Origin of the sequence: Mesorhizobium sp. M7A.F.Ca.MR.245.00.0.0 (genome assembly GCF_003997415.1) — a bacterium.
Classification (GTDB): domain Bacteria; phylum Pseudomonadota; class Alphaproteobacteria; order Rhizobiales; family Rhizobiaceae; genus Mesorhizobium.
Window position 1 is genome coordinate 1 of the sequence record NZ_RZTE01000006.1, and the last position, 12060, is coordinate 12060.

Here is a 12060-nt window from a genome sequence, read left to right on the forward strand (position 1 = left end):
CCGCACCCCCGCAAGGATCACAACAACAGGGTCAATGAAGGAGCCCCGCCAGTATTGGCTCCTCTCGTGCGATCGTGCCACCTTGAGTGTATCGTTTTAATACAATCGGCGATTGGTAGACTTGCACCACGGATAGGCAGTTAGTTTCAGCGTCAGGCAAAAAGGGGGGAAATGCCTCGCACTGGGAGAAAACGATGTCCGTACAAAAAGGCGACTTTCGAACCAACAGAGCCGACTACGTGATTGCCGCGATGCATGGCGGAGTGACCGCCGACGACAGCGTTCGAGACGAGAACCTGGCAAGGAGAAAGAAGTCCCTGTGGCTGAAGGAGCGGCGATCGGCCAAGTCGGCTGAGAACCCGTTGGACAGTTCGCCGCTGTCCAAAAGAAGCCCTCGCGGTTAGCGGTCTACAATCCTCTTCCGCGATCACACCATATCCGCACACAACCCACTCGCCCATATTGCAGGCGCCGCCGTCGGTGTGACTAACTCCGACGGCGGCCCAATTCGTGGCGAAACGACCTCCGTTCTTTTGAGAAGACGGCGGGACTAAGGTCTTGCGCTGTAGACGCAAAGGTCCGAGTGGTCCTGTTAGGTTCCGGAAATGTCTGTTGGACGTTCCGCTATTTTATCCAATTGAAATGTAGCGTTACCTGTATTTCCCGCCCGACATCGGCGCCTCATACGGCTGCCCGCCGCCCGGCTGAGTCCCCCTCAGCCGATGCGATCACCGCTTTTCGGATCGAACAGATGCAATTGGTCTGGTTCGACAACCAACCTCACCTCGTCGCCTGGCTTCACGCCGGCACGGCCCATGGCAAAGACGCAAAGCTGCTGGCTGGCCAGCTTGACGTAGAACTGCGTCGAAAGCCCGAGAGGCTCGACCACACCCACCTCCCCCTTCAACGCGCCCTCATCCGCCAACTTGATATGCTCGGGCCGCAGACCGACGGTGATGGCATCACCGTCCGTCAGCGGCAGGCCTTCCGGCAGGCGCAGCGCCTGGCCATCGGTCAGTACAGCCTCCGGGGTACCACCCTTGCGAACAATCGCCGGCAGGAAATTCATGCCGGGGGAACCGATGAAACCGGCGACGAACATGTTGGCCGGCCGATCATAGAGATCGAGCGGTGCGCCGACCTGCTGGATCAACCCGTCATGCATGACGACGATCCGGTCGGCCATGGTCATCGCCTCGATCTGGTCATGCGTGACATAAACCGATGTCGTCTTCAGCTGCTGGTGCAGCGCCTTGATCTCGGCGCGCATATGGACGCGCAGCTTGGCGTCGAGGTTCGACAGCGGCTCGTCGAACAGGAAAACCTTGGGATCGCGCACGATGGCACGCCCCATGGCGACGCGCTGGCGCTGGCCGCCGGACAGTTGCCGCGGCAGGCGCTGCAGGAACGTGTCGAGCCCGAGCCGCCTGGCGGCGCCGTCCACCCTGGCGTCGATCGTCGTTTTCTCCGCCTTCTTCAGGAGCAGGCTGAAACCCATGTTCTTCGACACGTCCATATGCGGATAGAGCGCGTAGGACTGGAACACCATGGCGATGTCGCGGTCCTTGGGTGCTACGTCGTTGACCAGCCGCTCGCCGATGCGGATCTCGCCGCCGGAAGCCTCCTCCAGCCCGGCGATCATGCGCAAAAGCGTGGACTTGCCGCAGCCTGACGGCCCGACCAGGACGACGAACTCGCCGTCGGCGATTTCAAGGTCGACCGCGTGCAGGACGCGGACGGCGCCATAGTCCTTGCGGACCTTTTCGAGCGTAACAGAGGCCATCGATCTATCCTTTGACGGCGCCGGCGGTCAGGCCGGTGACGAGATAGCGTTGCAGGAAGGCGAAGAAGATACAGACCGGGATCAGCGCCAGGATGGACGCCGCCATCATCTGTCCCCAGTCGACGGCGAACTTGCCGATGAAGGTGAGCAAGCCGACGGCAAAGGTCTTCTGGTCGTCGCTGGAAATCAGCATCAGCGCAAACAGAAGCTCGCTCCAGGCGGCGGTGAAGACGAAGCCGAGCGTGGCGCCCATGCCGGGCAGCGTCAGCGGCACGATCACCTTGCGCATGGCCTGCGCGCGGGTGCAGCCGTCGATCATCGCGGCCTCTTCCAAATCCTTGGGGATGCCGTCGAAGAACGACTGCATCAGGAAGGTGGCAAAGGCCGTGTTGAAGGCGGTGTAGATGATGATCAGCCCGGTCAGGCTGTTGATCAGGCCGATCTGCCCCATCACGCGGTAGATCGGCGGAATGACCATCACCAGCGGAAAAGTCTGGGTGAGCAGCAACATCAGCGCCAGGGCTGCCTTGCCGCGAAAGGTGAAGCGCGACATGGCATAGCCGGCGAGCGTGGCGATGATCGTCACCAGTGCCGCCGTCGAGACCGAGACGATGACGCTGTTGAGGAAATAGCGCGGGAAATCGGTCGTCTCGAGCACGGTGACGAAGTTCTGCAGCGTCATGTGCGACGGCCAGAAGGTGATGCCTTCGGAATAGAGCAGCCGCTCCGGCGTGACCGAGATCTTCAGCGTCCAGTAGATCGGGAACAGGGCAAACAGCACGTAAGCCGCGATTGCCGCGTAGAGGCCGATGCCGCCGAAGAAGCGCTGCGAGGTTGAACGTCCTGCTATCATCAGACGTGCCTCACCAGCGTGCGACGGATGCCGATCAGAGCGATCGCATAGGCGATGAGCAGGATCAGCAACAGCACTGCCACCGCCGAGGCATAGCCCTTGTCCAGCGATTTGAAGGCGCTGACATAGATGTAGACCGGCACCGTGTTGGTCGAGCCAGCTGGCCCGCCCTCCGTCATGACGAAGATCAGGTCGGCGAAGGTGGCGATCCAGATGGTGCGCAACATTACGGTGATGGCGATGGTCGGCGCCAGGAACGGCAGCGTCACCTTGGTGAAGCGCTGCCAGGGCGAGGCTCCATCGATAGCCGCTGCCTCATGCAGTTCCGATGGAATGGATTTCAGTGCCGCAAGGAGCGTGATGGCGAAGAACGGAATGCCGAACCAGATATTGGCGACGATCGGTCCCCACATGGCGGTTGAGGGATCGGACAGCACATTGGTCGGCTGGGCTTTCAGCCCCAACGCAAACAGCCAGTGCGGCAGCGGGCCGATGATCGGATTGAACAGCCAGGCCCAGGTCAGGCCCGACAGGAAGGACGGCACCGCCCAGGGCAGGAAGACCAGGGCTTGTACTGCCTTGCGGCCGCGAAACGGCTTGTCGAGCAGGAGCGCCAGGCCAAGGCCGAGGAAGAACTGGAAGAAAAGGCTGGCGACCGTCCACCACAACGTGTTGACCAGCGCCTGCCCCAGCACCTGATCCGACAGCATCGCCTGATACTGCCCGAGCCCGACATATTCGGACTTGAACGCTGAGAACTTGCGGAAGGAGTAGCTGATGCCGATGACCAGCGGCACCAAAAGCACCACGACCAGCAGGATGATCGCCGGGCTGAGATAGAGCCATGGCTCGATGGCGGCGTGGGATAGCCGCTTGCGACGCGGCTTGCCGGCGGATCGTATTTCGGACACGGCGTAGGTCATTGGCTGAGGATCGGCTCCCTGGAGCGGCGTCTGGAACAGCGTCCTTCTCCCCGTTCACGGGGAGAAGATGCCGGCAGGCAGATGAGGGGCAGCGCGAACCAATCGAGGCATAGCGCCGCCCCTCATCCGACCCTATCGGGCCACCTTCTCCCCGTAGAACGGGGAGAAGGAAAAAAGAGGCGCTTACTTCTTGTTCTTCGCCAGCCAGTCCTGCTGTTCCTTGGTCAGGAAGGCAGCCCATTGGTCGGCGACGTCCTTGGCCGTCTTCTGGCCAAGCAGCACTTCCTGAAAATTCTTGATCGCCACCTGGTCGACGAAATTGCCGAGGTTCTCCAGATGCGTCGGCGGGGTGACCATTTCATATTTGGAGCTGTCGCTGAGCTCCGTGAACCAGCCCTTGAACTGCTCCGTCTTGAAATGGGGATCCTGGTCGGCGCCGTTGTGGATCGGGACGACGCCGACTTCCTTGGCCCATTCCAGATTGTCCTTCGGCGACAGAAGCGTCGCCATCAGCTTCCAGGCGTCGTCCTTGTGCTGCGAGTTGGCAAACATCGCCCAGCCGGCATAGCCCAGCGTCGGATAGGATTTGCCGCTCGGTCCGACCGGCAAAGGCGCCACGGCGAAATCGTCCGCGCTCATCTTGTCGGCGATGCCGAGCAGCGCGTCCGGATCCTGGTTGAGCATGGCACAGGTGCCGGAATAGAAGCCGGTGACCGTTTCGTTGAAACCCCAGCTCACCGCATCCTTCGGCGCCAATCCGTCCTTGTACATGTCGGCCAGCATCTGCAGGCCCTTGACCGAGCCTTCTTCGTTGATCGTCGAAGTCCCGTCCTCGTTGAAGTAGCCGCCCTTGCCGGCGGCGATGTTCATGAACATGTGCATGCCGTTGAAGGCGCCCGGCCCGCCGCGCAGGCAGTAGCCGTATTTGCCCGGCAACGCAGAGATTTTCTTGGCGTCGGCGATGAAATCGTCGAGCGTCGCCGGCGGGCCGTCGAGGCCGGCCTCCTTGAACAGTTTCTTGTTCCAGAACAGCGCGTTCACATAGTAGCCGTAGGGGATCATGAACTGGGTGTTGTTGACGGTCGAGCCGAACTGCTTGGCGCGGTCGCCCAGCGTCTTGGCATCATCCCATTTGGCCATATACGGTCCGAGATCCTCGAGCTGGGCATTGTTGGCATAGAGGCCCATCCAGCGTTCCGGCATTTCGACGATGTCAGGCGTATCGCCGGCCTGCACCATGGTCAGGAATTTCTCGAACGCCTGGCCCCAGGGCAGCGAGATAAGCTCGACCTTGATGCCCGGATTGGCTGTTTCGAATTCGGCGATCTGCTTCTTCAGGAATTCGGTGCGCGGCGGGCTGGTGATGACTTCGACCATTTTCAGGGTCGAGTCGGCCACGGCATTTCCGGCGGAAATCGCCAGCCCCGCAACGGTGGCCAGCATGACGGTCAGTTTTTTCATGTTCAAGACTCCCATTTTGAACCCGCTTGTTATTTTCTGGCTTTTTCGAAGGCCTGGGCGACGTCAGCCCACAGGTCTTCGACACTCTCCAATCCGACATTGAAGCGGATGGTTCGGGGGCTGACGCCGAAGCGCGCCATCGAATTCAGGCCCGGCGTCTGCTCCAGCGACGCCTTGGCCGGTACGACCAGGCTTTCATGCCCGCCCCAGCTGACGCCGATGCGGAAATATTTCAGCGCGTCGACGAAGACGGGGATGTCGATATCGTCCGTCACCTCGAAGGAGAACAGACCGGCATAGCCGGCCAGCGTCGCCTTGCCCGGGTGGTTCGAATAGATGGGGTGGTTGACCCGCTCGACACTGGCATGCGCCTTCAGCCGTTCGGCGATGGTCAGGCCGCTCTTCATGTGGTGCGGCAGGCGCAGCGGCAGCGTGCGCAGGCCGCGCAGCAACAGCCACGCCTCGAACGGTGACAGCTTGCCGCCGAGATAGGAATAGGTCTGCTCGTTGATGTGCTTGATATGAGCGGCCGAACCCGCCACGACGCCCGCGACGGTGTCGCTGTGGCCGCCAAGGTATTTCGAGGCCGAATGCAGAACCAGGTCGACACCATGCGTGATCGGCTTCTGGAAGACCGGCGTCGCCCAGGAATTGTCGATGGTGGTGACGATGCCCTGTTCCTTGGCCAACCGCGCCAGATGCGCGATGTCCTGCAACTCGAACATCATCGAGGTCGGGCTTTCCAGATAAAGCAGCTTGGCGCCGGGAAGTGCCGCCGCGACCGCATCCGGGTCGGAGCCGTCGACATAGTCGACCTTGATGTTGAGCCGCGGCAACAGCCGCTCGAACAAACGATAGGCATCGCCATAGCAATTGCGCACCGCCACGATGCGCTCGCCTGCCCCAACGAATGCAAGCACCGTGGCGCTGATCGCCGCCATGCCACTGGAAAAGCCGCGCGCTGCTTCTGCGCCTTCGAGCGCGGCGACACGTGCCTCGAACTCCATCACCGTCGGATTGTCGCCACGCGAATAGATCGGCTGCTTTCGTTTGCCGGCAAAGGTATCGGCCATCTCGGCATAGCTGGCGAAGGTGAACAGCGAGGTCTGGTAGATCGGCGGCACCACCGCACCGCCGGGGAACGGTTCGTCATGCGCCAAGAGTGTCGCCGCCTCGGCGAGATAGTCGTGATCGAAACCGGATGGATGCTCGTTCATGTGTGGCTCGAAAGTTTGAGTTTGGCGGCACCGCGCTTGAGATCGTCCTCGACGGTGGCCATCAGCTTGAGCGCCTCGGCGCGAGCGCCCTGCGGGTCGCGCGCGGCAATGTATTCGTAGATGGTGCGATGGTAAGGAAAGCTGGCGTGGCCGAAATCGCGCACGCCGAGCGGATGCTCCCAGAAGCGGTGGAACAATTCGTACATGGCGGCGATGATCTGCTCGAACAGCGGATTACCCGAAGCCCGGTAGATCGCCTGGTGGAACTCCCAATCCTCTTCCGACGACATGCCGTCGCGCGTGCGGAACGCCTGCTCCATGATGTCGAGCTTGCGTGCGATCTCGGCGATGTCGGCCTGGCTGGCGCGTTCGGCGCAAAGGGCTGCGGCTTCCGCCTCCAGCGCGCGGCGGATCTCCATCGTCTGCATCAGACTGGTGAAATCATTGCCGCCCGCCAGCGTCAGCGGCATGTGCAGCATATCGTGTGAAACAGCCGCCTTGAGATAGGTGCCGCTGCCCTGCCGGCGCTCGACGAGGCCGAGCCCTTCCCAGCGTGTCAGTGCCTCGCGCACGGTGTTGCGGCTGACCTTCAGTCGCTCGGCCAGAATGCGTTCGGTTGGAAGCCGCTCGCCCGGCTGCAAGGCCTCGGCGCGAACAAAGCCCACCAACGCCTTCAGCACGGCGTCGTCGCGCGCCGTGGTCTGAATGGGTGGCAGGCTGTTCTGGTCCACAATTCCTCCAAGTGGTCCAATGGTCCAACCAATTTCTGCACAGAAGGAAGCTCCTGTCAACCAACTGTCAAGAGCACTGTGGGAGCGAGGGACGCAATACTCTCAAGGCGATCGCGCGGTCGCACTTCGATCGTGTCTGCTAACCTGCGGTGGCAGGCGGCCCGAACCAGGTGGTCAGCGCGTCCACCAGGCCCTGTTGGGTTCCCGCCCCGGCCCAAGCCACATAACCATCGGGCCGGATCAAGACCGCGTCGGGCGAAACGACCGTCCCGAGAGCCGGGAGGTCCCAGATACCGGCGTAACCGGTGTCGATCTGCCGGACCCGATCAGCCCAGGGCGCGATGTCCAGCCTGCCGGGCTCACCGAGGTTGAGCAGCACGGGCCGCGCGTCGTGCAGCAAGGTGAAGACCCGCAACAGTCCGCCGGCGGTGGTCAGATCGAGATCGGGTATTCGCCGCCCAAGCAGTGGATGCCCCTCGCCAAGGTCGTAATGAACACCCAAACCAGACATCTCCGCGGCGATTTTCTTGCGAGCTTCATCCATGCCGAGCAACTCGGCAACGGTATCGGCCAAGGCCTTGCTGCGGTCATCCGTGCGGCGAAGCGCAACCTGCGCCATCGTGTTGCGCAACACGCGGGCGGCGACCGGATGACGCTCGGCGTGATAGCTGTCGAGCAGGCTTTGCGGCGATGTCCCCTTGATGATTTGGGCCAGCTTCCATCCAAGGTTCACCGCATCCTGCACGCCGATGTTGAGGCCCTGTCCGCCCATCGGCGGATGGATGTGCGCGGCATCACCCGCCAGCAGCACGCGCCTGTCGCGATATGCGGTGGCCTGGCGCGTCATGTCGGTGAAGCGGGAGAGCCAGGTCGGGCTGTGAACCCCGAAGTCGGTGGCGTAGATGGCAGTCAGCGCCTCGCTGAGCTCGCGCAGGGTCGGTTCGCCGCGCGCCTCCAGGCATGGCTCCGTCAGCACGACGCCAACCTTCCTGCCGCCCTCGATCTTACCCAGAGCATGAATTCCGGAGGCGTTGCTGCGGAAGCCCCATGCCGGTTCTTCCGACATTTCGACCTCGGCAATCATCCAGCTCATCGTCGGATCCCATCCGGCAAACTCGATACCGGTCGCCTTGCGAATGGTGCTGCGGCCTCCGTCGCACCCGACCAGATATGCGGCCCTCAGGCGGTGACCGGTGGACAGTTCGACATCGACGCCGCTGTCGTCCTGGGTAAACCCCGCAACCTCGTGTTCACGATAGATCGGCACCTTCAACTCGCCGACCCAGTCGGCCAGGATGCGCTCGATGAGGTTTTGCCGCAGTGCCAGCAGATAATTGTGGCGCGTGGGAAAATCGCTGATGCCTAACCGGATCATGTGGAAGCCCACGGACGGCGATATCTGTCCCTGTGAAAGAAACCGATCCACAATTCCGCGCTGGTCGAGCACCTCAAGAGTGCGCGCATGCAGGCCGCCTGCGCGCAATCCTGCCAATTTCTGATCCGGTCGCCTTTCGAAAATGGCAACGTCCCCGCCTGCCAGCGCCAGTTCGCCTGCCAGCATCAATCCCGTCGGACCACCCCCGGCGATCACAACCGCATGATCTGAAATCATTATCATAACTCCCGTTTTCCGCACCCTGGCTTGGGTCGCGGTTTTACGGGAGGAGCCGGGTCTTGCCGCAAGCCCCTTGTGCGCCATATCTATGAAATGGAAGGGGTGCTCTTCCCCTCATCGTTGGCTGCTCTCACAGCGAAGCTGTGTTGGAACGGCTAGAACGGGTGTTCCGATTCACATGCAAAAACGCAGAGTCCTCCGTGCTTTAGCACGGAGTTCTGATGTTCTTTTGGAGAGAAGGGGGCCGGTCGGCGTTTGGCAGCGGTACGAGGAGGCCACTATGTGCCAGCGCCGGCCGGCCGACCCCACGGACCCAGGAGATGCGGCGGACCTGAGCATCATGGGGTATTCCCAGGATCGGAGCCGGTTTTCTATCCTCGTGCCGGCTTCGTCTTGGCCTGCACAGTTGCGCAAGAGTTTATGAAAATCAACAGTTTCTTAACCAAGGCTCGCGAATCGCTTGGATTAAGGTAAACGGGTAACCCTGTCGGGTTGACAGGATAATCGGGGCTGGATCGCTACGCCGCCTTGGCGACGACGCGATTTCGGCCGCCGCTTTTGGCTTCGTAGAGCGCGAGATCGGCACGCTTCATCAGCGCCGCCACCGTGTCCACGCCCTTCAACACCGACGACACGCCGACGCTGACCGTGACTTCGATCGCCTTGCCGTCCTGCCCGATGGCGAAAGCCGCCTGGGCGATTTCGGCGCGAATGCGTTCGGCTACCTTCTCGGCCACCGCGCCCTCGGTGTCCGGCATCACCACGACGAACTCCTCCCCGCCAAAGCGGCAGGCAAGGTCGATACCCCTGACATTCTTGCGCAGCCGTCGTGCGAATTCCCGCAGAACCTCGTCGCCGCCGTCATGACCGTGCGCATCGTTGATCGCCTTGAAGCGGTCGAGGTCGGTGATCATCACCGACAGCGGCCGGCGCCGCGCCACGGCGCGATCGAACAGCGTCTGCAGGTGGCTGTCCAGATAGCGGCGGTTGTGGAGCCCGGTCAGTCCATCGGTCACCGCCATTTCGATGGTCTGGGTGACGCTGGCGCGCAGCTGGTCGTTGTAACGCTTGCGGCGCACCTGGGTGCGCAGCCGCGCCGTCAACTCCTGCTGGTCGATCGGCCGCATCAGATAATCATTGATGCCGAGTTCGAGGCCGCGGATGATGCGTTCCTCCTCGCCCTCCTCCGCCAACAGGATGATCGGCACGAAACGGGTGCGATCGAGCGAGCGCAACTGCGAACAGAGCCTCAGCGGATCGAAATCGGCGAACGCGGTCGAGATCATCACGCATTCATAGGACGTCTCGGCGGCCTGGAAGAAACCGGCATGCGGATCATGTGTGACGTCGAGATCGGCCCGGTCGCGCAGCATCTTCTGGATGCGCTCGACGGATGATTTGCGCTCGTCGATCAAAAGCACCTTGGGCGTCGTGTCCTCGGATGCGAAATTGCGGCTGAGCAACTCCTCGATGCCGATGTTGTGCGTCGTCGAGGCGCGCAGCCGCAACTCGTCGGTGAGCGACTTCAGGCGAACCAGGCTCTTGACGCGCGTCATAAGCTGCAGGTCGTTGACCGGCTTGGTCAGGAAGTCGTCGGCACCGGCCTCGAGCCCGCGGACGCGGTCGGAGACCTGATCGAGCGCGGTGATCATCACCACCGGAATGTGCGATGTCGCCGGATCGCTCTTCAGCCGCCGACAGACCTCGAAGCCGTCCATGTCCGGCATCATCACGTCGAGCAGCACGACATCGACCTTGCCGTTCTCGCAGGTCTCTATCGCATCCGGCCCGTTGGTGGCGGTCAGCACTTCGAAATATTCGGCCAGCAGCCGCACTTCCAGCAGCCGCACATTGGCAGGGATATCGTCGACGACGAGGATCCGAGCAGTCATTTCACAAGGCTCCGGCTCGGCTGAAGGGGCACATCACGCATCGCCCAGATAGGATTTGATGGTTTCGATGAAACGCGGCACCGAGATCGGCTTCGAAATATAAGCCTCGCAGCCGCCCTGGCGGATACGTTCCTCGTCGCCCTTCATGGCGAAGGCGGTCACCGCAATGACCGGGATGACGTGCAGTTCGTCGTCTTCCTTCAGCCATTTGGTCACTTCAAGCCCCGACACTTCAGGCAATTGGATATCCATCAGGATCAGATCCGGCCGGTGCTGGCGCGCCAGATCGAGCGCTTCCAGACCGTTGCGGGTGCGCACGGTCTCGTAACCGCTTGCCTCGATGAGGTCCCGAAAGAGCTTCATATTGAGCTCATTGTCTTCGACGATCATAACCTTCTTCGGCATCGATTTCCCGTCCCGGCTGCCCTTCCGCTTCGAAGGCAACCGTCATGCGCCCATGTCTGAACGCACCAAACCCTGCTTCACTTTACGGCAATATGATTGACGAAACGGAAATCCGCGGCTGGAAAACAGCGCGAATTCCACCTCGTCCCCTGCGCGTCCAAAGGGCGCGCCACGCTCTAATGGCTTGCCGCAAGCAACTCTTGCCATTACTGCGGGAGAGACTCATTCCACACACCGAAGGTAGTGATGGCAAACGCAGCGTCAATGCGCGAAGAAGCGGAATCGATTGCCGTGAAGGCCCTGGGCTTCGTCGCCTCCGATCCGGAGCTTCTGCCGCGCTTTCTGGCAATCACCGGCATAGAGGTCCATTCGATCCGCAAAGCCGCCAGCGAGCCGGGTTTTCTGGCCGGTGTCCTGCAATTCATCCTCGCCCACGAGCCGACTCTGATGCGCTTTGCCGAGGAAACCGGCACCCCGCCGGCGGCTGTCGGCAAAGCCTTGCGGTCGCTGCCGCTGGGCGACGACAACCCCGAGCATTCCATATGAGCGATGATCCGGAAACCGCGCGCCAGATCGAAGAACTGGCAGCCGACGACCGACCCTTGCTTGTCCTCGATGTCGACGATGTCGTGCTCGAATTCATCCGACCGTTTCCGAATTTCCTCAAGGCGCGCGGCTATGGCCTGACGCTGGCCTCGTTCCGGCTGACCGGCAACATCGCAGAGACCGCCAGCGGCCGCCTGATCGAACAGCCCGAAGTCACGGCACTGCTGGCCGATTTCTTTGACGCGCAAGCCGATTGGCAAAACATTACTGACGGCGCGTCAGAAGCCCTGGCAGGGCTTGGCGATCGCGCGGAAATCATCTTGCTGACGGCCATGCCGCACAAACACCGTGCCGTGCGTCGCGTCCATCTCGACGCGCTTGGGCTGAGCTACCCGCTTCTGACCACTGAAATGGCCAAAGGACCGGCAGTGGCCAAGCTTCGCGGCAAGGCCGGCCGACCGGTGGTCTTCGTCGACGATCAGCCGCACAATCTGGCGTCGGTACGGGAATCGGTCGCCGACGCCGAACTGTTCCACCTGATGGCCGACAATTCGCTGCGCGCATTCCTGCCGCCGGTGACGGACGATGTGGTCGTCGTCCAGGACTGGCACGAGGCAGCGCCCAAGATCACAAG

Annotated in this window: 12 protein-coding genes; 3 read left to right on the plus strand and 9 right to left on the minus strand. The window is 61.8% G+C overall.

Annotated elements, in window-relative coordinates; genetic code table 11:
* The first annotated feature begins 194 nt into the window (after positions 1 to 194).
* Positions 195 to 404 carry a hypothetical protein gene (locus tag EOB80_RS09225; RefSeq protein ID WP_127271560.1) on the plus strand — a complete coding sequence of 70 codons (210 nt, stop codon included), beginning with the start codon at positions 195 to 197 and terminating at the stop codon, positions 402 to 404.
* A gap of 311 nt (positions 405 to 715) precedes the next feature.
* Here EOB80_RS09225 and ugpC read toward each other — a convergent pair whose 3' ends face one another.
* The 9 genes from ugpC to EOB80_RS09275 all read right to left on the minus strand — a co-directional run bounded on the left by ugpC (position 716) and on the right by EOB80_RS09275 (position 10880).
* Complete coding sequence (ugpC, locus tag EOB80_RS09230) at positions 716 to 1783, minus strand: sn-glycerol-3-phosphate ABC transporter ATP-binding protein UgpC (RefSeq protein ID WP_127327420.1); 1068 nt, start codon at positions 1781 to 1783, stop codon at positions 716 to 718.
* A gap of 4 nt (positions 1784 to 1787) precedes the next feature.
* Positions 1788 to 2636, minus strand: coding sequence for a carbohydrate ABC transporter permease (locus EOB80_RS09235; RefSeq protein ID WP_127327421.1), 849 nt, complete (start codon positions 2634 to 2636; stop codon positions 1788 to 1790).
* On the minus strand, positions 2636 to 3559 hold the full coding sequence (locus EOB80_RS09240) for a sugar ABC transporter permease (RefSeq protein ID WP_127327422.1): 924 nt from the start codon (positions 3557 to 3559) through the stop codon (positions 2636 to 2638). Before EOB80_RS09240 ends, EOB80_RS09235 begins: the two co-directional genes overlap by 1 nt.
* Before the next feature lie 183 nt (positions 3560 to 3742).
* Positions 3743 to 5020: a sugar ABC transporter substrate-binding protein gene (locus tag EOB80_RS09245; RefSeq protein ID WP_127296148.1), complete on the minus strand. Its 1278-nt coding sequence runs from the start codon at positions 5018 to 5020 to the stop codon at positions 3743 to 3745.
* Between the two features lie 29 nt (positions 5021 to 5049).
* Positions 5050 to 6237 carry a PLP-dependent transferase gene (locus EOB80_RS09250; RefSeq protein ID WP_127320349.1) on the minus strand — a complete coding sequence of 396 codons (1188 nt, stop codon included), beginning with the start codon at positions 6235 to 6237 and terminating at the stop codon, positions 5050 to 5052.
* A complete protein-coding gene (locus EOB80_RS09255) occupies positions 6234 to 6968 on the minus strand; it encodes a FadR/GntR family transcriptional regulator (protein ID WP_127327423.1) in 735 nt (244 codons plus the stop codon). The genes EOB80_RS09250 and EOB80_RS09255 overlap by 4 nt, the downstream gene beginning before the upstream one ends.
* Positions 6969 to 7107: 139 nt before the next feature.
* Positions 7108 to 8580 (minus strand): FAD-dependent monooxygenase, encoded by a 1473-nt coding sequence (locus EOB80_RS09260; protein WP_127327424.1) that lies wholly within the window; start codon positions 8578 to 8580, stop codon positions 7108 to 7110.
* A 521-nt stretch (positions 8581 to 9101) separates the two neighbouring features.
* Positions 9102 to 10475: a PleD family two-component system response regulator gene (locus EOB80_RS09270; protein WP_127327425.1), complete on the minus strand. Its 1374-nt coding sequence runs from the start codon at positions 10473 to 10475 to the stop codon at positions 9102 to 9104.
* Between the two features lie 33 nt (positions 10476 to 10508).
* Positions 10509 to 10880 carry a response regulator gene (locus EOB80_RS09275; RefSeq protein ID WP_013531932.1) on the minus strand — a complete coding sequence of 124 codons (372 nt, stop codon included), beginning with the start codon at positions 10878 to 10880 and terminating at the stop codon, positions 10509 to 10511.
* 246 nt (positions 10881 to 11126) lie between these two features.
* On the opposite strand from EOB80_RS09275, the gene EOB80_RS09280 reads away from it, so the two are divergent.
* Complete coding sequence (locus EOB80_RS09280) at positions 11127 to 11426, plus strand: DUF3572 domain-containing protein (RefSeq protein WP_127327426.1); 300 nt, start codon at positions 11127 to 11129, stop codon at positions 11424 to 11426.
* Positions 11423 to 12060 (plus strand): hypothetical protein (locus EOB80_RS09285; protein ID WP_127327571.1); only part of this gene is annotated, 638 nt, incomplete at its 3' end. The genes EOB80_RS09280 and EOB80_RS09285, both read left to right, overlap by 4 nt.

Coding starts and splice junctions, on each gene's coding strand:
- EOB80_RS09225 (WP_127271560.1), top strand. CDS start 195: ATGTCCGTACAAAAAGGCGACTTTCGAACCAACAGAGCCGACTACGTG.
- ugpC (WP_127327420.1), bottom strand. CDS start 1,783: ATGGCCTCTGTTACGCTCGAAAAGGTCCGCAAGGACTATGGCGCCGTC.
- EOB80_RS09235 (WP_127327421.1), bottom strand. CDS start 2,636: ATGATAGCAGGACGTTCAACCTCGCAGCGCTTCTTCGGCGGCATCGGC.
- EOB80_RS09240 (WP_127327422.1), bottom strand. CDS start 3,559: ATGACCTACGCCGTGTCCGAAATACGATCCGCCGGCAAGCCGCGTCGC.
- EOB80_RS09245 (WP_127296148.1), bottom strand. CDS start 5,020: ATGAAAAAACTGACCGTCATGCTGGCCACCGTTGCGGGGCTGGCGATT.
- EOB80_RS09250 (WP_127320349.1), bottom strand. CDS start 6,237: ATGAACGAGCATCCATCCGGTTTCGATCACGACTATCTCGCCGAGGCG.
- EOB80_RS09260 (WP_127327424.1), bottom strand. CDS start 8,580: ATGATTTCAGATCATGCGGTTGTGATCGCCGGGGGTGGTCCGACGGGA.
- EOB80_RS09270 (WP_127327425.1), bottom strand. CDS start 10,475: ATGACTGCTCGGATCCTCGTCGTCGACGATATCCCTGCCAATGTGCGG.
- EOB80_RS09275 (WP_013531932.1), bottom strand. CDS start 10,880: ATGCCGAAGAAGGTTATGATCGTCGAAGACAATGAGCTCAATATGAAG.
- EOB80_RS09280 (WP_127327426.1), top strand. CDS start 11,127: ATGGCAAACGCAGCGTCAATGCGCGAAGAAGCGGAATCGATTGCCGTG.